The 21,109-nt window shown below is 72.0% G+C and carries 17 protein-coding genes; 11 read left to right on the plus strand and 6 right to left on the minus strand.

The genetic code is table 11. From position 1 onward, the window contains the following. Window positions 1-31 precede the first annotated feature (31 nt). Both OG470_RS15140 and rny read left to right on the plus strand, forming a co-directional pair. Entirely contained in the window at window positions 32-736 is a 705-nt protein-coding gene (locus OG470_RS15140; RefSeq protein WP_328424759.1) for a 3-keto-5-aminohexanoate cleavage protein, read from the plus strand. Between the two features lie 575 nt (window positions 737-1,311). Beyond that, window positions 1,312-3,078 carry a ribonuclease Y gene (gene rny / locus OG470_RS15145; RefSeq protein ID WP_328424761.1) on the plus strand — a complete coding sequence of 589 codons (1,767 nt, stop codon included), beginning with the start codon at window positions 1,312-1,314 and terminating at the stop codon, window positions 3,076-3,078. A 199-nt stretch (window positions 3,079-3,277) separates the two neighbouring features. Here the strand turns inward: rny and OG470_RS15150 are convergent, their stop codons facing one another. Genes OG470_RS15150 through OG470_RS15165 form a run of 4 tightly spaced genes read right to left on the minus strand, consistent with a single transcriptional unit; the run spans window position 3,278 to window position 6,689 of the window. Beyond that, a complete protein-coding gene (locus OG470_RS15150; RefSeq protein ID WP_328424763.1) occupies window positions 3,278-4,255 on the minus strand; it encodes an amino acid ABC transporter permease in 978 nt (325 codons plus the stop codon). Beyond that, window positions 4,252-4,959 (minus strand): amino acid ABC transporter permease, encoded by a 708-nt coding sequence (locus OG470_RS15155; RefSeq protein ID WP_328424765.1) that lies wholly within the window; start codon window positions 4,957-4,959, stop codon window positions 4,252-4,254. Before OG470_RS15155 ends, OG470_RS15150 begins: the two co-directional genes overlap by 4 nt. A gap of 41 nt (window positions 4,960-5,000) precedes the next feature. Then, a complete protein-coding gene (locus tag OG470_RS15160) occupies window positions 5,001-5,876 on the minus strand; it encodes a glutamate ABC transporter substrate-binding protein (protein WP_328424767.1) in 876 nt (291 codons plus the stop codon). A gap of 57 nt (window positions 5,877-5,933) precedes the next feature. Next, the gene (locus tag OG470_RS15165; RefSeq protein ID WP_328424769.1) at window positions 5,934-6,689 is read right to left on the minus strand and encodes an amino acid ABC transporter ATP-binding protein; all 756 of its coding nucleotides are present in this window, start codon (window positions 6,687-6,689) and stop codon (window positions 5,934-5,936) included. Window positions 6,690-6,883: 194 nt separating this feature from the next. Here OG470_RS15165 and selD point away from each other — a divergent pair, with 194 nt between their 5' ends. Beyond that, on the plus strand, window positions 6,884-7,873 hold the full coding sequence (gene selD / locus OG470_RS15170; RefSeq protein WP_328424771.1) for a selenide, water dikinase SelD: 990 nt from the start codon (window positions 6,884-6,886) through the stop codon (window positions 7,871-7,873). Between the two features lie 236 nt (window positions 7,874-8,109). Next, window positions 8,110-8,589, plus strand: coding sequence for a hypothetical protein (locus OG470_RS15175; protein WP_328424773.1), 480 nt, complete (start codon window positions 8,110-8,112; stop codon window positions 8,587-8,589). Window positions 8,590-8,640: 51 nt separating this feature from the next. On the opposite strand, the gene OG470_RS15180 is transcribed toward OG470_RS15175, so the two are convergent. Beyond that, window positions 8,641-8,895 (minus strand): DUF2277 family protein, encoded by a 255-nt coding sequence (locus OG470_RS15180; RefSeq protein WP_328424775.1) that lies wholly within the window; start codon window positions 8,893-8,895, stop codon window positions 8,641-8,643. A gap of 171 nt (window positions 8,896-9,066) precedes the next feature. On the opposite strand from OG470_RS15180, the gene OG470_RS15185 reads away from it, so the two are divergent. From OG470_RS15185 to fxsT, 6 genes are all read left to right on the plus strand, one after another. Beyond that, the gene (locus tag OG470_RS15185; RefSeq protein ID WP_328424777.1) at window positions 9,067-9,255 is read left to right on the plus strand and encodes a hypothetical protein; all 189 of its coding nucleotides are present in this window, start codon (window positions 9,067-9,069) and stop codon (window positions 9,253-9,255) included. 63 nt (window positions 9,256-9,318) lie between these two features. Further along, entirely contained in the window at window positions 9,319-11,613 is a 2,295-nt protein-coding gene (locus tag OG470_RS15190) for an FxsB family cyclophane-forming radical SAM/SPASM peptide maturase (protein WP_328424779.1), read from the plus strand. Next, window positions 11,597-12,424, plus strand: a complete 828-nt coding sequence (locus OG470_RS15195) for an aminoglycoside N(3)-acetyltransferase (protein WP_328424781.1) — start codon at window positions 11,597-11,599, stop codon at window positions 12,422-12,424. Before OG470_RS15190 ends, OG470_RS15195 begins: the two co-directional genes overlap by 17 nt. A 52-nt stretch (window positions 12,425-12,476) precedes the next feature. After that, window positions 12,477-13,136 carry a TIR-like protein FxsC gene (locus OG470_RS15200; RefSeq protein ID WP_328424783.1) on the plus strand — a complete coding sequence of 220 codons (660 nt, stop codon included), beginning with the start codon at window positions 12,477-12,479 and terminating at the stop codon, window positions 13,134-13,136. Beyond that, on the plus strand, window positions 13,133-14,404 hold the full coding sequence (locus OG470_RS15205) for a TIR-like protein FxsC (protein ID WP_328424785.1): 1,272 nt from the start codon (window positions 13,133-13,135) through the stop codon (window positions 14,402-14,404). The genes OG470_RS15200 and OG470_RS15205 overlap by 4 nt, the downstream gene beginning before the upstream one ends. Continuing rightward, window positions 14,401-18,270 carry an FxSxx-COOH system tetratricopeptide repeat protein gene (gene fxsT, locus OG470_RS15210; RefSeq protein ID WP_328424787.1) on the plus strand — a complete coding sequence of 1,290 codons (3,870 nt, stop codon included), beginning with the start codon at window positions 14,401-14,403 and terminating at the stop codon, window positions 18,268-18,270. The genes OG470_RS15205 and fxsT overlap by 4 nt, the downstream gene beginning before the upstream one ends. A 73-nt stretch (window positions 18,271-18,343) precedes the next feature. Here the strand turns inward: fxsT and OG470_RS15215 are convergent, their stop codons facing one another. After that, the gene (locus tag OG470_RS15215) at window positions 18,344-19,252 is read right to left on the minus strand and encodes an alpha/beta fold hydrolase (protein WP_328424789.1); all 909 of its coding nucleotides are present in this window, start codon (window positions 19,250-19,252) and stop codon (window positions 18,344-18,346) included. Window positions 19,253-19,470: 218 nt separating this feature from the next. Here OG470_RS15215 and miaB point away from each other — a divergent pair, with 218 nt between their 5' ends. Further along, entirely contained in the window at window positions 19,471-20,964 is a 1,494-nt protein-coding gene (gene miaB / locus OG470_RS15220) for a tRNA (N6-isopentenyl adenosine(37)-C2)-methylthiotransferase MiaB (RefSeq protein ID WP_328424791.1), read from the plus strand. Window positions 20,965-21,109: the final 145 nt, after the last annotated feature.

Genomic DNA, 21,109 nt, shown 5'->3' on the forward strand with positions numbered 1-21,109 from the left:
CGGGGCGAATCCCGATGGGGGTGTGGGCCGGATGCTGAAGGCATGTCTGAACGGCGGACGCGGCCGGGAGGCCCATCCGGCCGTGCCGCTCACTCCGGCGGAGTTGGCCGCCGACGCGGCCCGCTGCGCGGCACTCGGCGTCGCGGCCGTGCACGTCCATCCCAGGGACGCGGCCGGCGCCGAGTCACTGCGGCCGGCGGTGACCGCTGACGCGCTGACCGCGATCCGCGCCGCCCGGCCGGGGCTGCCGGTCGGGGTGAGCACCGGAGCCTGGATCGAGCCGGATCCGGCCGCCCGGGTCGCCGCCGTCCGGGCCTGGCCGGTGCTGCCCGACTTCGCCTCGGTCAACGCACACGAGCCCGGCGCCGAGGCGGTCGCCGCCGCCCTGCACGAGCGCGGTGTGCTCGTCGAGGCGGGGCTGTGGACGCTCGACGCGGTCGCGGCGTACCGGAGCTGGCGGGTGCCGGCCGGGCGGGTCCTCGTCGAGTGCATGGCCGAGGACGTGGCGGTCGCGCTGGTCGACGCATCCCGGATCCTCACCGCGCTGCCGTCAGACGCACCGCCGGTGCTGCTGCACGCCGAGGGTCCGGCGACCTGGCCGGTCCTCGCCGAGGCGGTACGCCGGAGTTTGGGCGCCCGGATCGGGCTCGAGGACACCCTGCACCTGCCGGACGGCTCGCCCGCTGCGGACAACGCGGCGTTGGTGGCGGCAGCGGTGGCGGCCGGCGCCGGCTGACCGGAGTCGGGCCGGTGTTCTCAGTTAGACGGATGGGTCACACCCCGCTCGGTCGGCGGCCGTCGCCTGACAGCCGACTGGGCGCGGGCTGAGCAGGCCCGACACGTCCAGGGGGCAGTGCGCCTCGCGGAGTTTGTCCCCTCCTGTCCGACGCGACATCAGCACGCCGTGACGCTGTAACTTCGCTCCGTTCGGGGGGTTTGATCATGAGTCCTTGACCAGACCGCCCCTGGCGACCTAGCCTCGCCATACAGGCTCACATTGCCCGACCAGCGCAGGCTAAGCGCACAACATAGATCGCGTAACAGAACAGCATCACTTTGGCCGACTCCGCGGCCTTTGGCGGCAGTTCCGGACAGGCCGGTCCGGAACGCCGCGACAACTGCACCCGGTCGCCGACGTTGCCCGAGGGCACCGCCGGCGGAGAAAGCTAACCACGGCCAGCCGCTCCGGTCGGGCGTCCACAGCCGCAGGAGTGTGCCCCCGGCACAGTCGCTGCGGTCTCGACGTTCAGGGGAGGCGGCCATGGCGGGGCGGCGGCACAGGTTCACCAGCGGGCCCCACGGGGTCCCGGCATGAACGCCTTCGACATCGTGCTCCTCGCGGCCGTCCTGATCCTCGCCGTGGTGGTGGTCGGGGCCGTGCTGGTCGGCGTCCGGACGCTGCGCCGGATGGGTGCGGCGCCGGCGCCGGAGGATCCCGCCTTCATCGCCGAGAAGGACCGCCAGGAGCAGTCGCTGGCCGCCCTGCGCACCGCGGCCGACAAGGCGAACAGCACGATCGACGTGGCGAAATCCGCAGCGGCCGCCGCCCGCGCTGAGGCGGCGGCGGCTACCGCCGAGGCGAAGGCCGCCCGGGCAGAGGCCCGCCGGGTGCTCGACGACGCCCGCGCCGAGGCGGACACCGTGCTGGAACGCGCGCACAAGCAGGCCGAGGCGGACGCCGAGCAGTTGCGCACCACCGCCCGGCGCAGCGGCGAGCGGGAGGTCGCGGTGCTCGCCGCCACCACCCGGGAGCAGGCCGCGGAGGTGGAGCGCCGGGCAGCCCGGATGGACGAGCGGGAGCGGCTGCACACCGAGGAGGTGGAGCGGTTCGCCGAGCGGGAGCGGCAGCTCACCGAGGCGAGGGCCGCGCTGGCGGCCCGGAAGTCCGCGCTCAGCCAGCGCGAGACCGACCTGGCCGAGGCGGAGGAGTTGCGCCGTCGGGAGCTGGAGCGGGTGGCCGGGCTCACCGCCGAGGCGGCCCGGCTGGAGCTGATCGAGGCCATCGAGACGCAGGCCAAGCGGGAGGCCGCGCTGTTGGTGCGGGACATCGAGTCCGACGCGCGCAGCACCGCCGAGCAGCGGGCCAGACACATCGTGGTGGACGCGATCCAGCGGGTGGCCAGTGAACAGACCGCGGAGAGCGTGGTCAGCGTCCTGCACCTGCCCGGCGACGAGATGAAGGGGCGGATCATCGGCCGGGAGGGCCGCAACATCCGCGCCTTCGAGTCGGTGACCGGGGTCAACCTGATCATCGACGACACCCCGGAGGCGGTGCTGCTGTCCTGCTTCGACCCGGTGCGCCGGGAGGTCGGCCGGCTCACCCTGGAGAAGCTGGTGCTGGACGGGCGGATCCACCCGCACCGGATCGAGGAGGTCTACGACCTGGCACGGCACGAGGTGGAGGAGCTCTGCCAGCGGGCCGCCGAGGACGCCCTGGTCGAGGTCGGCATCACCGAGATCCACCCGGAGCTGGTCACCCTGTTGGGCCGACTGCGCTACCGCACGTCGTACGGCCAGAACGTGCTCAAGCACCTGGTCGAGACCGCGCACATCGCCGGCATCATGGCCGCCGAGCTGCGGCTGGACGTGCCCATCATCAAGCGGTCGGCGTTCCTGCACGACATCGGCAAGGCGCTCACCCACGAGGTGGAGGGCAGTCACGCCATCATCGGCGCCGACCTGGCCCGCAAGTACGGCGAGCACGAGGACGTGGTGCACGCCATCGAGGCGCACCACAACGAGGTGCCGCCGCAGACCATCGAGGCCGTGCTCACCCAGGCCTCCGACGCCTGCTCCGGCGGGCGGCCGGGCGCGCGCCGGGAGAGCCTGGAGGCGTACGTCAAGCGGCTGGAGCGGATCGAGGAGATCGCCGCCAGCAAGCTCGGCGTGGACAAGGTCTTCGCCATGCAGGCCGGCCGGGAGATCCGGGTGATGGTCAAGCCGGACGACGTGGACGACATCGGGGCGGCCGTGCTGGCCCGGGACGTCGCCAAGCAGATCGAGGAGGAGCTGACCTATCCGGGTCAGATCCGGGTCACCGTGGTCCGCGAGTCCCGCGTCACCGAGATCGCCCGCTGAGTCAGACCGCCAGCCCTCACCGGGCGGACCGCCCGGGCGGACCAAGCGGCCGGGCGGACCTCCCGACCAAGCGGCCGGGCGGACCAAGCGGCCGGAGTCAGCGTTCCAGGTCGCCGACGGGATGGCACGACCCTGGCATTGACCGAAGGGCCGCCCCGAATCATTCCGGGGCGGCCCTTCTTGGTCGGTGTGGCGTGGCTCAGATGCCGCCGCCCCCGCCGCCGCCCTCGGCCTGCGACATGAGCGCGGCCGGCGGCAGGTGGTCCGTCGCGATGCCTGCCGTCTTGCGGCCCCGGGAGAGCCGGCGCTGGACGTACTGGGCCAGCTTCGACAGCGAGTAGTTCACCGCGATGAAGAGCACGGCGATCACGACGTACACCTGGATCGGGTTGCCCAGCACGCCGATGATCTGCTTGCCGATGTTCAGTGTTTCCTCGTAGCTGATGATGAAGCCCAGCGAGGTGTCCTTGAGCACCACGACCAGCTGGCTGATCAGCGCCGGCAGCATGATCCGGAAGGACTGCGGCAGCAGGATCATCCGGGTGATCTGCGCCGGGGAGAGCCCGATGGCGGCAGCGGCCTCCGCCTGACCGCCCGGCAGCCCCTCCATGCCGGAGCGGAGGATCTCGGCGATCACCACCGAGTTGTAGATGGTGAGGCCGATCACCAGGTACCAGAGGTTGTCGAAGTAGAGGCCGAACTCGGGGAAGCCGCGGGCCACGAAGAAGATGGTGAGCACCACGGGCAGGCCGCGGAACACCTCGACGCAGACCCGGGTGACCGCCGACAGCAGCGAGCTCAGCCCGCGCAGCAGGTACGCCACCGGCGTCGCCGCGCCGGTGAACCGGCGCCGGGTCAGGCTCTTGAGCTGGATCCGTAGTACGGCGAGCAGCGTGCCGACCACCAGCGAGGCCAGGATGGCCAGTGCCGCCGCGATCAGGGTGTTCTTGAAGCCGAGGCCGATCCGATCCCACACCTGCGAGAAGTTCTCGTTGGAGGGGTCGACAAGGGGGCCCCACAGCTCCATCGACAGCTGGCCCTTGTCGTCCAGCGGCAGGTAGATCAGGAAGTACGCCCCGATCAGCAGCACCACCGTGGCGACCAGGCTGCTGATGAGCGTGATCCGCCGCTGGCGGGGGCCGGGAACGTCGTAGAGGACGCTGGTCTGCCGGGTCATCGGGCCACCGCCTGTCGCTTCTCCAGCCGGTCCAGCAGGGCGCCGAGCGGCACGGTCATGATCAGGTATCCGATCGAGATGCCGATGGCGACGGGGATGAAGGCGTAGCCCTCGGCCGAGGTGAGCTGGTCGGCGGTCTGCGACAGGTCACCGACCACCCCGAAGAAGCCGACCAGCGCGGAGTTCTTGATCATCGCGATGATCACCGAGCCGAGCGGCACCACGGAGGCTTTCCAGGACTGTGGCAGCACCACGTGGCGCAGGTTCTGGCCGAAGGTGAGCCCGAGCGAGCGTGCCGCCTCGGCCTGCCCCGGCGGCACCGCGTTCACCCCGGAGCGCAGCGCCTCGCAGACGAACGCCGCGGTGTAGAGCACCAGGGCGATCAGGGCGAAGCGGAAGTACGGCAGGTCAGTGCCGAGCCGGTTGAACAGCGAGTCCAGGACGGGGATGCGCAGGAAGTCGGCGTTGGAGCCGAGCGCCGGCAGACCGAACGCGGCGAAGAACATCACCACGGTCAGCGGCATGTTGCGGAAGACGTTGACGTAAACCGTGCCGACCGCCCGCAGCGGCGGCACGGGGGAGATCCGCAGTACCGCCACGATGGCGCCCAGGATCAGGGCGCCGATCGCGGCGAGTACGCAGATCTGGAGGGTGAGCCAGAAACCACCCGCAAAGACGTCGAACTTGTCGATGAGCACGTTCACGGGTCGGTGTTCCTCCCCACCCTCCAGATCGAAGGATCAGATCAGTAGCGGTTGATGGTCGGAGCCGCGCCCAGTTCCGCGCCGAACTTGCCGGCGGTGTCGTCCCAGGCCTTCTTCCAGCTACCGTCGGCGACCGCCTTGTCCAGCGTGTCGTTGATGAAGCTGCGGAAGTCCGCGTCCTCCTTCTTCACACCGATGCCGTACGGCTCCTTGGTGAAGTTGGTGCCGGCCAGCTTGAAGGACGCCTCGTCCTTGGCGATGTAGCCGAGCAGGATCACGTTGTCCGTGGTGACGGCGTTGACCTGGCCACCCTTGAGGGCGTCGCGGCACTTGTCGTAGGTGTCGAAGAGCACCAGCTGGGTGCCGACGTCCTTGACGTACTGCTTGATCGTCTCGGCCGGGGTGGAGCCGGTGACCGAGCAGACCTTCTTGGTGCCGTCCTTGAACGAGTCCGGACCGGTGATGGTGGTGTCGTCCTTCTTGACCAGGATGTTCTGGCCGGCCTCGTAGTACGGGCCTGCGAAGGCGATCCGCTCCTTGCGCTTGTCGTTGATCGTGTACGTCGCCGCGACGAGGTCGACGTTGCCGTTGACGATGACGTCCTCACGGACCTTCGACGGCGTCTCGACGTACTCGATCTTGTCCTCGGGGATACCGAGCTCCTTGACGATGATCTTGGCGATCTCGACGTCGAAGCCCTCCGGCTTGCCCGACAGGCCCTTCTGGCCGAAGCCCGGCTGGTCGAACTTGGTGCCGATCTTGATCTTCTGCGCCTTGTTCAGCTTCTCCATGGTGCTGCCGGCCGCGAAGGACTTGCTGCCGGAACCGGCGTCCTCCCCGTCGTCACCGCCACAGGCGGTCAGGCCGAGCGCCAGAGCGGCGACCGCGGCGACCGCGGCAACGCGCTTGATACGCATACTCTTCTCCTTCTTCGACGGAGCCCACCGGTGTCCGGCGCGCCCCACTGCGGACACCTAGTGCGTGAGGATCTTGGAGAGGAAGTCCCGGGCGCGCTCACTGCGCGGGTTGGCGAAGAACTCCGCCGGCGGGGCGTCCTCGACCAGTTGGCCGTCGGCCATGAAGATGACCCGGTTCGCGGCGTGCCGGGCGAAGCCCATCTCGTGGGTGACCACGACCATCGTCATGCCGTCGCGGGCCAGCGAGGTCATCACGTCCAGCACCTCGCCGACCATCTCCGGGTCCAGCGCGCTGGTCGGCTCGTCGAAGAGCATCGCCTTGGGCTGCATGGCCAGCGCCCGGGCGATGGCCGCCCGCTGCTGCTGGCCGCCGGAGAGCTGGGCCGGGAACTTGTCCGCCTGGTTGGCGATGCCGACCCGGTCGAGCAGGGCCAGGCCGCGCTCGCGGGCTGCCGCCGGCTTCTCCTTGCGGACCTTGACCGGGCCGAGGGTGACGTTCTCGAGGATGGTCTTGTGGGCGAAGAGGTTGAAGGACTGGAAGACCATGCCAACCTCGCTGCGCAGCTTGGCGAGGGCCTTACCCTCGGCCGGCAGTGGCTCGCCGTCGAAGGTGATGGTGCCTGAGTTGATCGGTTCCAGTCGGTTGATGGCGCGGCACAGCGTCGACTTGCCGGAGCCGGACGGGCCGATCACCACGACCACCTCGCCCCGACCCACCGACAGCGAGACGTCATCCAGCACGTGCAGCGGTCCGAACCATTTGTTGACCGCGTCCAGCACGATGAGCGGTTCGCCCGTCGTCACGTCGTCCACCGTCCCTGTCGTCTCCCGGATCGGGGTCGGTTGACCCCCGGTGCGGCCACTGTAGGCGGCGCTATGTGGCAGAACGCAACCTGGCGGGTCACGGAGCGGTAACACCGGTCACGATCGTCGTGCCGAGTCCGATTCCGGTCACTGTGCGGACTGCGGCGGTGGCATCGGCCGCGAGTAACCGAAATCATAGGGGGATGACCGAACCGGTACGGCTGACCCGTTACGCCCGCGGTGGCGGCTGCGCCTGCAAGATTCCCCCGGGCGAACTCGAGATCATGGTGACGGGTCTCGGCCCGGCCACCGGCACCGCCGAGCTGCTGGTCGGTCTGGACCACGGCGACGACGCGGCGGTGGTCCGCCTGGACGAGCGGACCGGCCTGGTCACCACCGCCGACTTCTTCACACCGGTGGTCGACGACGCGTACGACTGGGGGCGGATCGCTGCCGCCAACGCGCTCTCCGACGTGTACGCCATGGGTGGCGCCCCGCTGGTAGCGCTCAACCTGCTCTGCTGGCCGCGCGACGTGCTGCCGCTGGAGCTGGCCCGCGAGGTGCTGCGCGGCGGCCAGGACGTGGCCCGGGAAGCCGGCTGTCACCTGGCCGGCGGGCACAGCGTGGACGACGACGGCCCGAAGTACGGCCTCGCGGTCACCGGCACGGTCCGGCCGGAGGAGCTGATCACCCTCGACGCCGGCCGGGCCGGGGTGCCGCTGTCGCTGACCAAGCCGCTCGGGGTGGGCGTGCTGAACACCCGGCACAAGAACACCGGCGAGAGCTTCCCGGAGGCGGTGGCCACGATGAGCGCGCTCAACCGGGACGCCGCCCGGGCGGCGGTCGCCGCCGGCATCCGTTGCGGCACCGACGTGACCGGATTCGGTCTGCTCGGGCACGCCTCGAAGCTGGCCCGGGCCAGCCGCCTCACGGTGGCGATCGACACCGCCAGGGTGCCCTACCTGGCCGGTGCGCGGGAGGCGCTGCGCGACGGGTACGTCAGCGGCGGCACCCGGCGCAACCTGGACTGGGTCACCCCGTGGACCGACTTCGGCGCCGCGGACGAGGGCGAACGGCTACTGCTGGCCGACGCGCAGACCTCGGGCGGCCTGCTGGTCGCCGGTGAGCTGCCGGGCGCGCCCGTGGTGGGTGAGCTGTTGCCCCGCAGCGAGCACCTGGTCGTCCTGCGCTGACCGGCCGGGCGGCCCCGCCGTCGGGGCCTGGAACACGCGGCGGCGGTGGTGCAGATGGCGCACCATACCCGATAAACTGTCACCTTCCGGCCACTCGAAGCAATGCTGCTCGGGGAAATTTTGCCCGGAATGGTCACAGACCGGTAACTTGCCCCCGGCTGAGGTCAAATGCCCCCCACCATCGTCAGTAAGGCCCGATCCGGAGGCCGGTGGGACGAACGCAGCGAGGAGGCGGAATGACCGAGCTGTGGAACTGGAGAATCGACCGGGTACGACCCGTGGAGGTCTACCCGGCGCTGGCCGAGGCGCTCGGTCGGGTGGTGATGCCGCTGGCGGTGGCCGACCCGGCCCGACTACCGGCGTACGCGGTGGTCTGCGACGTCTGGCAGGCGCCGGGCGACTTCGCGACGATCGTGGACTGCTACGGGGTGCCCGAGCGGCTCTCCGAGCACGCCAGCATCGCCGCGCTGGCCCGGCTACTGGACCGCAACTGCCTGCTGCGCGACGACACGCTCGACGCCGGCCGACACCTGCTCGTCGCTCCGGACGGCACGGTCCGCCCGGTGCACTTCGACATCCGGGACACCGACGACGGCGAGGTGCTCAGCAGGCAGCGGCTCTGCACGCTGGCCGACCCGGGCTGCCGGGGCTGGTCGCAGTGCCACCGCTCGCGTTGGGCGCCGGACACGGTCGCTCCGGTGCTCGCCGCGGCCTGACCCTCCGGTCCCGGCCCGACCGGCCCCGGTCACCGGGCGCCGCCCTGGCGATCAGCCGCGGCCGGAGGCGGTGGCCGGCTGGTCCGCGGCGGCCGGCCCGGCACCCCGCACCACAAGCTGGTCGAGCAGGGTGCGGGTGGCCTCGGTCACGGCGGCCACGGCGGCGTCGAACGCGGCGGCGTTGTGCGCGGCGGGCGCCCGGAAGCCCGAGATCTTGCGGACGTACTGCAACGCCGCCGCCTCGATGTCCGCCTCGGTCACCTGCGGGGTGAACGGCTCACGCAGCGTCTTGATGCTCCGGCACATATGACACTCCCTCATCTGTCGCTGTCGACACCCCGACTGCCACCGGCGGTGCCGGCGATTGTACCGACGGTGACACTGGGTCGATATTTGTCTATCCTGGTCACGGACCAGAGCCTTTCGAGCCATTGCCGCCGCTCGCGCTCCCGCGCCCCGGGCCCCCGGAGACTCATTGTGGACCATGCCCCCACCCGCCCATCCCGTCCCGCGCTCGCCGATCTGACGCGTTGCCTGCACACCCCGCTGGAGCGGATCGCCGTCGACCATGCCGACCTGGTCGCGACGGTCCGGCAGCGCGTCCTCGCCGGTGATTCGATGCCCTCGGGCACCGTTCCCGTCGCCGCCTTCAACTCGTCCATCTGATCGATGGTCTGCTGGTGTGGTTCGTCCGGGTCGGGCGGATCGTGCCGGCGGATCAGCCAGTTCGTGCTGAAGGTGCACAGCAGGTGTGACCTCAGCTGCGACCACTGCTACGTCTACCAGCACGCCGACCAGACCTGGCGTGGCCGGCCCGTCCGGATGCCACTGGCCACCGTCCGGGCCGCCGCGAAGCGGATCGCCGAGCACGCGCGCGACCACGGGCTGCCGGTGGTGCACGTGGTGCTGCATGGCGGCGAGCCGCTGTTGCTCGGTGCGGCCGGGCTGCGCGAGGTGCTGGTCGAGTTGCGGGCGGCGATCACTCCCTGGACCAAGCTCGACCTGCGCATGCAGACCAACGGCGTGCTGCTAGACGAGGAGCTGTGCGGCGTGCTGGTCGACCACGACGTGAAGGTCGGCGTGTCGTACGACGGCGACCGCGCCGCCAACGACCGGCACCGCGTGTTCGCCCACGGCGGCAGCAGTCACGACCACGTCCGGCGGGCTCTGGCCCTGCTCCGGCACCCGGCTCATCGCGCCAGCTACGCCGGCATCCTCTGCACCGTCGACGTCCGTAACGATCCCGATCGGGTCTACGAGGCACTGCTGGCCGAACACCCGCCCCGGGTCGACCTGTTGCTGCCGCACGCCACCTGGGATCACCCCCCGGCCCGCCCCGACGTCACGGCCACCCCGTACGCGGACTGGCTGGGGCGCATCTACCGGCGGTGGGTGGACGACGGGCGGCCCGTGTCGATCCGGCTGTTCGAGGCGCTGCGCCCGGGTGGAGGCGGCACCGAGGCGTTCGGCCTTGCCCCGGCCGATGTGCTCGTGGTTGAGGCGGACGGCACCTGGGAGCAGGTCGATTCGCTGAAGACCGCGTACCACGGCGCGGCCGGCACCGGATTCGACGTGTTCGGTCAGTCGGTGGACGAGGCCGCCCGGCATCCGGGGGTCGCTATTCGACAGGACGGTGTGGCCGGGCTCAGTGCCACCTGCCGGGCCTGCCCGGTCGTCGACCGGTGCGGCGGGGGCCTGTACGCCCACCGTTGGCGCACCGGTTCCGGCTTCGACAACCCCTCGGTGTACTGCGCCGATCTGCGCGGCCTGATCGACACGGTGGCCGCGTACCCGCCACCGGGCCACGTCGCCCACCCCGCGTCACCCGAGCGGGACGACTCGCCCGTCGACGAGCTGCTGGACGAGCTGGCGACCGGGCACGAGTCGGAGCAGACCCTGGATCTACTCGCCGCCACCCAGCTCTCCATCACCCGGGCGCTGCTGGCGGCGTGGCGGGAGAAGACCGGCCGCACCGCCGCCTGGGAGCTGCTCGCGCACCTCGACGGCACGGCACCGGACGCGGTCCGGGCGGTCCTGACGCACTCCTTCGTCCGCCCGTGGCTGGCGCACTGCCTCGGCCCGTCGGCCCGGTCCGGGCTCGCCCGGGCGGTCGACCCGCTACCGGCCCTCGCCGTCGCCGCCGCCCTCCGGGCGGGCGTCCCGACCGCGCTGAGCATCCCGGTGCTGGCCGGCACGATCACGCTGCCCACGCACGGCAGCCTGGTGTTGCCGAGCGGCAGCGGGGAGAGCGCCGAGGTGACCGTCCTCCCGGGCGAGTTCCGGGTCCGAGTCGGGCCGGCGGCGCAGGTGGTGTCCCTCGATCCGGCCGGGCCGCCGTCGGCCGACTGGCGACCTACGCGCGGCGTGCCGGTGCCCGGTCGTCACCTGTTCGTCGAGGACGGCGACCCGTACCGGGACTGCTACGGCCAGCCCGTCGCGCCCCGCCTGGACGACGCGGCGGCGCGTGCGTTGGGCCGTACCCTGGCCGACGCCTGGCGCGTCGTGCACCGCGACGTGTCGGCCCACGCGGCCGCGCTCGACGCCGGTCTGCGCGCCGTCGTGCCGCTGGCCCCCGACCCGGCGAGACCGCTGCGGAGCGCCACCGCCCGGGACGCGTTCGGTGCGATCGCCGTCACCCCCATCCCGGACCCGGAGACGATGGCAGTGCTGCTCGTGCACGAGTGGCAGCACGCGAAGCTCGGTGCGGTGCTCGACCTGTACGACCTCGTCGAGCCGAGCTCGGCCACCCGGATCCGGGTGCCCTGGCGCCCCGATCCCCGCCCGCCGGAGGGGGTGCTCCAGGGGGTGTACGCCCACCTGGCGGTCACCCAGGTGTGGCGGTCCCGGGCGGACGCCGACCGGCCCGGCCACCCGGACGCGCCCGCGCACGCGGCCCGTTACCTGTCGTGGACCCGCAACGGCGCCGACGCGCTGCTGGCCAGCCGCACGCTCACCCCGGCAGGGGAGCGGTTCGTCGGCCGGATCCGGCACGCCCTGGAGGAGACCCGTGTCGGGCCCGGATGAGGCGCGCGACCCGCCCGCGCTGGGCCGCCCCCGCCTCGCCGCGGACCTGCGGGCGTTGGGCGTCCGTCCGGGTGCGTGCCTCCTGGTGCACTGTGGCCTCCGGCGGGTGGGTCCGCTGGAGCGCGGCCCCGCGACACTCGCCGGCGCGCTGCGCGACGTCCTCGGCCCGGCCGGCACGCTGCTGGTCCCCACCCAGACCGCCGGCAACTCGACCACCTCCCGGACCTACCTGGCGGCCACCGCCGGCATGGACGCGGCGCAGCTCGCCCGGTACGAGGCGGCCCTGCCGGGCTGGGACGGCCGGACCACCCCCTCACAACGGATGGGGGCGCTCGCCGAGTTCGTCCGGTGCGCCCCCGGTGCGGTGCGCAGCGATCATCCGCAGACCTCGTTCGCCGCGCTCGGTCCCCGGGCGCGACAGCTCACCGACCGCCACGACCTCGACTGCCACCTGGGCGAACGCTCACCGATGGGTGCCCTGTGCGCGGCGGACGGGCAGATCCTCCTGCTCGGCGTCGGCTACGAGGCGTGCAGCGCGCTGCACCTGGCCGAGTACCGGCTGCCGGTGCCGCCGCCGGAGCGGGACTACCGCTGTTTTCGGCTCGTCGACGGGCGTCGGGTCCGCCTCGACTTCCGCGCCCTCGACCTGGACGACAGCGACTTTCCGACAGTGGGGGCCGCGCTCGACGGCGAGCCGTTCGTCCGGCACGGTCGGGTCGGCCGGGCGAGCGCGCGACTGCTGCCGCTGCGCGCCACTGTGGACTTCGCGGTCGGTTGGCTCGCCGCGAACCGCTTGGCGGCCAGGCATTGACGTGGGGACTACTCTGATGGTCCGGCCGCGTGGGGAGGGCGGAGGGACTGCGGTGAGCACAGTGGACCCGCACTCCGGCACGCGCGCCCCACTGTTCTTCCTCAGCTACTCACGGTCGCCGGTCCGCCGGGCCACCGGCAACCCCGCCGAGTACGTCTCCCGTTTCTACGAGGACCTGTCGGTTCACGTCAGCGAACTTGTCGGCCCGGTGACCGGAGTCGACCCCGGCTTCATGGACAGCTCCATCGCGGGCGGCGAACGCTGGAGCCCGGAGCTGCTCGAGGCCGCCGGCACCTGCCAGGTCTTCGTTCCGCTGGTGTCCAGCGCGCTGCTCGGCAGCGACTGGTGTGGCCGGGAGTGGGATGCCTTCTCCCGCAGGCGGATCGTCCGGCGGCCCGGCGCCGCCTCGGCGCACGAGACGGCGATCGTGCCGGTCACCTGGTCGCCGACGAACGGCACGCCACTGCCCCGGGTACTCCGCGACATCCAACGGTTCACCCCGACCGCGATGCCGGATCCCGACATCGCGGTGCACTACCAGCGGGATGGGGTCTACGGATTGCTCACCATGCAGTGGGAGAACGCCTACCGGGCGGTGGTCTGGCGGCTCGCCCAACGGATCGTGGCCATCCACCGGTCGTACCTGGTGGAGCCATGGGTGCCGGCGAGCGTGGACGACCTGTGCAACCGGTTCGCCGAGGAACCGGGATGAGCCCGCCGACGGGCCGACGCCGGGCGGCGGCCCGGGGGACGTACTTCTTCCTCAGCTATGCCCACTCCGCGCCGCCGCAGGGCGCGCGGGCCGACTCCGACGTCTGGGTCGGCCAGTTCTTCGACGACCTGACCGCGGAGGTGACCCGCCAGGCGCGGCCGGTGGCGGGGTTGCGGATCGGGTTCTTCGACCAGCACATTCCGTTGGGCGCCGACTGGAAGGCGGCCCTCGCGGAGGCGCTCGGTGACGCGGAGGTCTTCGTCCCGCTCTACTCGCCCGGTTACTTCAGCCGCCCGTGGGCACTGGGAGAGCAGGAATCGTTCCGGGCCCGGCTGGCCGCTGCCGGGCAGGCCCGGACCGCCGCCGGCCACCTCACCCCGGTGCTGTGGATCCCCTTCCCACCCTGGGAGACCCACCCGGAGCTGGACGGCGCCCTGGACCTGGGCCGGGACATCCCGGAGTACGCCGAGAACGGCCTACGCGCGCTCTGCATGCTGGCCTCCTACCGGGCACAGTACGAACTCCTGCTGAGCCGGTTGGCCGCCCGGATCGTGCACACCGCCGAGCGGCAGCCGCTGGGCCCGTCCCGGGCGCCCGGCCTGGACGAGGTCACCCGCCCGGCACCGACCGACCCGGACTTCGTCGTCGCCGTCCTGGCCCCCACCCGGGACCACCTGCCGGCCGACCGTGATCCCGCCGGCTACGCCGCCAGCGGCCGGCTCTGGCGGCCGTACGGCAGCCGTCAGGAGCTGCCCGCCGCCGAGTACGCGGCCAGCACGGCCGAGCGGCTCGGGCTGTCGGCCCGCACGGCGGACTTCGCGCAGGCCGCCGGGCTGCTCGACCGCCGACCGGCCGTGCTGTTGGTCGACCCGTGGATCGTGGCGGCGCCGGACGCGCCCGGCACCCTCGAAGGCCTGCTGCACGGCCTGCGGGAGTGGGTCGTCCCGCTCGTGGTCACCGACGACGACGATCCGCAGGACGCCGCCCGATGGGCCACCGAGGTGACGGAACTGCTGCACGACGCCGGCCTGCCCCAGGTGAAGCAGGCGTGCACCATGCGGGAGTTCGTCGACCTGATGCCGGCGCTGGTGACCGAGGCCCGCCGCCAGTTCCTCAAGTACGCCCCGGTCGTCGCCTTCCCCCCGCCGCCGGAGCCGGTGCCAAGCCTGCGCGACGTGCCGCCCGGCCCCGGCCCGGCGAATCCGCCCGACCTTGCGTCCCCGCCCGATGATCCGGCGACACCGCGTCCCCACGGAGAGAACCAATGAGCAACGATCGCGAAGGCCAGGTCGTCACCTTCTACTCGTTCAAGGGTGGGACGGGCCGGACGATGGCGCTGGCGAATGTGGCCTGGATCCTGGCGGCCAGTGGACGGCGGGTGCTGGTCGCGGACTGGGACCTCGAATCACCCGGCCTGCACCGCTTCTTTCACCCCTTTCTCGACGCCGAGGCCATCCAGGGCACCAGCGGCGTCATCGACCTGATCCGCGACTACGAGTGGGAGACCACCCGGACCGACGACCGCCCCGAGCGGTGGATGGAGCAGTACGCCCGCGTCGGCCGCCACGCGTTCTCGCTGCGCTGGAACTTCCCGGACGGCGGCGGGCTCGACTTCCTCTCCGCCGGCCGCCAGAACAGCGACTACGCCGTCTCAGTGAGCGGGCTGGACTGGGACAACTTCTACAACCGGCTGGGCGGGGCGCAGTTCTTCGAGGCGCTGCGGGCGGACATGAAGCGGCAGTACGACTTCACGCTGATCGACAGCCGGACAGGGCTGAGCGACGTCGCCGACATCTGCACCCTGCACCTGCCGGACACCCTGGTCGACTGTTTCACCCTCAGCGACCAGGGCATCGACGGCGCGGCCCGGGTCGCGCACTCGGTGCGGGACCGCTATCGGCGGCGGGACATCCGGGTCCTGCCGGTGCCGATGCGGGTGGACCAGGCCGAGAAGGAGCGCGCCGAGGCGGGCCGCCTGTTGGCCATGCGCCGGTTCGGCGGGCTACCAGCCGGCATGACGGAGGCCGAGCGGCGCCGCTACTGGGCGGCGGTGGAGGTCCCGTACCGGCCGTTCTACGCATACGAGGAGACGCTGGCGACGTTCGGCGACCCGCCCGGCTCCCCGACGTCACTGCTGGCCGCGTTCGAGACGTTGACCGGGATCCTCACCGAGGGAGCGGTGACCTCGCTGCCGGTCATGGACGAGTCGGTGCGGGAACGGGGCAAGGCCCGCTTCCGCCGGCGTACCGAGGCGATCGACGACCAGATCGTGCTCCGCTGCGCCCCGGAGGACGCCATCTGGGCCGAGTGGCTGGAGCGAGTGCTCAGCTCGGCCGGGATGCGGGTCGTGGACCCCGGGTCCGCCGTCGGGTCCGCCGGTACGCCCGCCCCGCGCACGCTGACGGTGGTGTCGCCGGCCTACGTGGCGACACCGTCCGGTGGCCTGCCGGCCCGCGACACCAGCACCGGCTCCACGGCCCTCGCCGTGTACGTCTCCGACCTGCGCCCGCTGGCGGAGTTCCCGGCCCAGAGCTCGACCAACCTGGTCAACGTGAGCGCCGCGACGGCCGTGGAGCGGGTGTTGCGGCTGGTCGGCCGACCGGTGCCGTCGCCAGCGGACGGCCCGGCGGGCGGGGGTGCCCGCTATCCCGGCGCCGAGCCGTTGATCTTCAATGCGCCCAACCGGAACGCGCGCTTCACCGGCCGCGAGGACGACCTGGCGCAACTGCGCGCCCAGTTGCAGAGCGGCGGCAGCGCGGTGGTGCTGCCGGTCGCTCTGCAGGGCATGGGCGGCGTCGGCAAGACGCAGGTCGCCCTGGAGTACGTGCACCGGTTCAAGGCCGCCTACGACGTGGTCTGGTGGATCGTCGCGGACCCGCCCCAGTTCGTCGACACCGCCCTGGCCGACCTCGCCACCCGGCTCGGCATCACCGCCGGGCCCACCACGCCCGACACCGTCCGGTCGGTGCTGCAGGTGTTGGGCCGGGGCGAGCCGTACGAGCGGTGGCTCGTCGTGCTCGACAACGCCGAGGAACTCGACCAGATCGAGCCGTTCCTGCCACAGGGGCCCGGGCACGTCCTGCTGACCTCCCGCAACCGCGCCTGGGGTGATCGGGCCAACCCGATCCAGGTCGATGTCTTCGACCGGACGGAGAGCGTCGCTCACCTCGCCCAGCGGGTGCCCACGATCAGTGGGGAGGAGGCCGACCGGGTGGCCGATGCGCTCGGCGACCTGCCGATCGCGGTGGCCGCCGCGGGCGCGTGGCTCGCCGACACCGGCACGTCGGTCGCCGACTACCTGCGGCAGATCGAGCGGCACGGCCCCAGCGCGCTCTCCGTGGAGGCCACCTGGGACCTGTCGTTGAACCGGCTGCACGATCAGGCGCCCGCCGCGTACCGGCTGTTGCAACTCTGCTCGGTGCTGGCCCCAGAGATCGCCCTCGACCTGATCTACAGCGACGAGATGGCGGCGGCCCTCGTGCCGTTCGACCCGTCGGTGTCGGAACGGCTCGTGCGCGGCGCGCTGATCCAGCAGATCAACCGGCTGGCGCTGCTCAAACTCGACGTCCAGGGCGGTCGTGTCCAGGTGCACCGGTTGTTGCAGGCGGTGGTGCGGGACCGGATGACCGACGACGAGATCGTCACCGTTCGGCACCAGGTGCACCTCGTACTGGCCGCGTCCCGACCGCGCGGCGACGTGGACGATCCGACCACCTGGCCCCGGCTGCGCATGCTCTGGCCACACCTGGAGGTCTCCGACGCGGTGTCCTGCCCCGACGAGTCGGTGTGTCAACTGCTGATCGACCGGGTCCGCTACCTGTGGCAGCGCGGCGGCCTGGAGCAGGCCAACGGGTTCAGCGAGCAGGTGGACGAAACCTGGTCCGCACGGCTGGAGGGCCTGGACGACGAGGGTGAGGCCACGGCGCTGGGTCGACAGCTGCTGTACCTGCGGTTCAACCGGGCGAACATCCTGCGCAGCCTGGGCCGCTTCGACGAGTCCCGGGACCTGGACGAGGCGGTGCTGGCCGAGCAGCGCCGGCTCCTGGGCCCGTTGCACCCGCACAGTCTGATGACCGCCGGCAGTCTCGCCGGTGACCTGCGGGCACTCGGCCGGTACGCCGAGGCGCTGGAACGGGACCGGTCCACGTACGCCTCCTGGCTCCAGGTGTTCGGCGAGGACCATCCCCGGACGCTGAGCGCGGCCAACAACCTCGCTGTCTCGTACCGGCTGGTCGGCGACTACCGGTCGGCCCGCCGATGGGACGACGAGGTGCACCAGCGGCGGCGGCTGGTACTCGGCCCCACCAACCCGTACACCCTGGTCTCCGCCGTCCGACTGGGCAGCGACCTGCGCGAGGCCGGCGAGTACGAGAGGTCGGCCATCCTGCTGCGCACGGTGTACGACGCGTACTGCGAGGTGCTCGGGCCCGACGACGGCCTCTCCCTCGGTGCCCAGGTCAACCTGGCGGTGTCGCTGCGCAGTACCGGTCGGGCGGGCGAGGCCGCACCCTTGTTCGAGGCGGCCTACCGGAAGCTCGACGAACGCTTCGGGCCGGACAACCCGGACACGGTGTCGTGCCGGGCGAGCCGGGCGGCGAACCTGCTGGCCGTCGGCGACGCGGCCCGGGCGCTCACCGAGATGACCGCGGTCAGCCAGGCGTACGAGGAGGATCTGCGCCTCGGCCCCACGCACCCGCACACCCTGGCGACGTTGAGCAACATCTCCGCCGCCGAACGTGCGATCGGCCGCCGGTCGGAGGCCCGCGCGTCGGCCGCGCGGGCGGCCGGCGAGCTGCGCAAGGTGCTCGGCCCGGATCACCCGCACACCCTGGCGGCGGAGGTGAACCAGGCGGTGTGCCTCGCCGAGGAGGGTGAGTGGGTGCCGGCGCGGGAGCGGCTGCGGGAGACCGCCGACCGGCTGTCCGAGGTGATCGGCGCGGCTCACCCCGACACGCTTCGCTGCCTCGGTGATCTCGCCCTGGTGTCGAGGCACGCTGGTGACGGCGCTCCCGCCGAGGCCGTGGCCGCAGTGGCCGACCGGCTGGCCGAGGTGATCGGCCAGGAGCATCCGACCGTGCAGACCCTGCGTGAGCGGCGGTTCGTGGTCCGGGTGATCGACCCGCACTCGTTCTGACCGGGGGCAGGTGGCGGCTCGGCGGCCGGTCCGGTCGTCCGGGCCGTCGCCGTGGCCGTGCTGCGGCTCGGGCTCAGAGCTGCGGGCTGGCCGCGAGTTCCGGTGTGGTCAGCCAGGCCAGGGTCTGCGGCAGGATCTCCACCGCGCCGAAGTGCGCGGCGCCGGCCTGCACCTGGACCTCGGCGTGCGGGATCCGCGAGGCGAGCCACCAGGAGTGCTCGACCGGGGAGAAGCGGTCCTGCTCGCCGTGCCACAGCCGCACCGGCGCGTGGATGGCGCCGAGGTCGAACCCCCAGCCCCGCCGCATCGCCAGGACGTCGTCGATCCAACCCTCGGGGCCGTGCCGCAGCGCTTCGGCGTACATGTCGGTCAGCAGCCGGCGGATCGCGACGTCGTCGACCACCCGGATGTCCGCCTCGGGCAACTGAGGGCGGAGGAATTCCAGCAGCGTCATCGGGTCCCGCCGGGTTTGTTCCGCGCGGACCTTCAGGTTGAGCGTGAGTTCGGCCAGGTCCTCATCGGCCTGCCCGTAGTCCTCGACGTTGGTCTCGGACATGCCGGCGTACCAGTCCAAGTCGGGTGCGCCGGCCGGGGCGAGCCCCACCAGCACGGCGGCCCGGGTGACCCGGTCCGGCAGCAGCGCGGCGCAGGCCAGGGCGTGCGGCCCGCCGCCGGAGCGGCCCACCACCGCGAACCGCTCGATGCCGAGGTCGTCGGCGATCGCCGCCACGTCGGCAGCCGCGTCGGCCACCCGTCGACCCTCGTGCCGGCTGGAGTCGCCGTAACCGGGCCGGTCGTAGCAGACGAGTTGGATGCCGAGGCGGTAGAGGACGATGCCGCGAGGGCGAGGGCCGCTGCGGCTGCCCGGTGTGCCGTGCAGCAGGAAGACCGCGGGCCCGTCCGGCGAGCCGGAGGTCTCCACCGCGAGGCGGCGGCCATCCGGAGCGGCGACGGAGTGCTGTGCCGCATGTTGTCGCGTCACGGTTGCCTCCCGCGGGTCGTCATGTGGTCCCCCGAGTACGGAGCCGCGCATCGGCGGCACCGAGTGCAAAGCCCCCGAAATCGCCCAGACATATTCTTGTTGTGCAGCGTACTGCCCGCCGTGACCCCCCGCCATGGGCCACCGGGTCAATGCCGGTCGGCTGGGCCTGCCGACCGGGCCGCTACCCTGGTAGCCCGAGGGGAAGGGGCACCAAGAGGGTGGCTAGGACCTACAACGTCGTGACGTACGGCTGCCAGATGAACGTGCACGATTCCGAGCGCATCTCCGGCCTGCTCGAACAGGCTGGCTACGTGCGCGCGGTGCCGGCCGACGACACCCCCGACATCGTCGTCTTCAACACCTGCGCGGTCCGGGAGAACGCCGACAACCGGCTCTACGGCAACCTCGGTCGTCTGCGCCCCGTGAAGGACAAGCACCCCGGGATGCAGATCGCGGTCGGCGGCTGCCTGGCCCAGAAGGACCGTGGCGAGATCGTCCGCAAGGCTCCCTGGGTGGATGTGGTCTTCGGCACCCACAATATCGGTGCGCTGCCGGTGCTGCTGGAGCGGGCCCGGCACAACGCCGCCGCCGAGGTGGAGATCCTGGAGTCGCTGGACGTCTTCCCGTCCACGCTGCCCACCCGGCGCGAGTCGACGTACGCCGGCTGGGTGTCGATCTCGGTGGGCTGCAACAACACCTGCACGTTCTGCATCGTGCCGGCGCTGCGCGGCAAGGAGAAGGACCGCCGCCCCGGCGACATCCTCTCCGAGGTGCGCGCCCTGGTCGACGAGGGCGTGCTGGAGGTGACCCTGCTCGGGCAGAACGTCAACTCCTACGGCGTCGAGTTCGGTGACCGGTACGCGTTCGGCAAGCTGCTGCGCGCGTGCGGCGACATCGACGGGCTGGAGCGGGTCCGGTTCACCAGCCCGCATCCGAAGGACTTCACCGACGACGTGATCGCCGCGATGGCCGAGACGCCGAACGTCTGCCACTCGCTGCACATGCCGTTGCAGTCCGGCTCCGACGACGTGCTCCGGGCGATGCGCCGGTCCTACCGCTCCGAGCGCTACCTGGGGATCATCGAGAAGGTCCGGGCGGCCATGCCGGACGCCGCGATCACCACCGACATCATCGTCGGCTTCCCCGGCGAGACCGAGGCCGACTTCCAGCGCACCCTGGACGTGGTCCGCGAGGCCCGGTTCTCCTCGGCATTCACCTTCCAGTACTCCAAGCGCCCCGGCACCCCCGCCGCCACCATGGACGGCCAACTGCCCAAGCAGGTCGTGCAGGAGCGCTACGAGCGGCTGGTCGCCACCGTCGAGGAGATCACCTGGGCGGAGAACAAGCGCCTGGTGGGGGAGACCGTCGAGGTGCTGGTCGCGGTCGGCGAAGGCCGCAAGGACGAGCAGACCGGGCGGATGTCCGGCCGGGCCCGCGACGGTCGGCTGGTGCACTTCGCGACGGGAACGGCCGACGGCGGGTCGATGGCCGGCCAGATCCGGCCGGGGGACATCGTGCACACCACCGTCACGTACGCCGCGCCGCATCACCTCAACGCCGACGGTGCGCCGCTGTCGCATCGGCGGACCCGGGCCGGCGACGCCGCCGAGGCGGGGCGCTCTCCGCGTACCCCCGGGGTGTTGCTGGGGCTGCCCACGATCGGCGCCCCCGCGGTCGTGCCCGCACCCACCAGCGGCTGCGCCGCGCACTGATCCGACGGTAGGGGTCCCTTGTTGTCGCCCGGCGACAACAAGGGACCCCTGCTCACGTCGTGATCCGGCGGCCCGGCAGCCGGTGCCGTTGAGCCTCACCGTGCCGCTCGCCGTCCGCGCTGCCCGCGCCTCACGTCCGCGCCAC

The sequence above is a fragment of the Micromonospora sp. NBC_00389 genome, assembly GCF_036059255.1.
Classification (GTDB): Bacteria; Actinomycetota; Actinomycetes; order Mycobacteriales; family Micromonosporaceae; genus Micromonospora.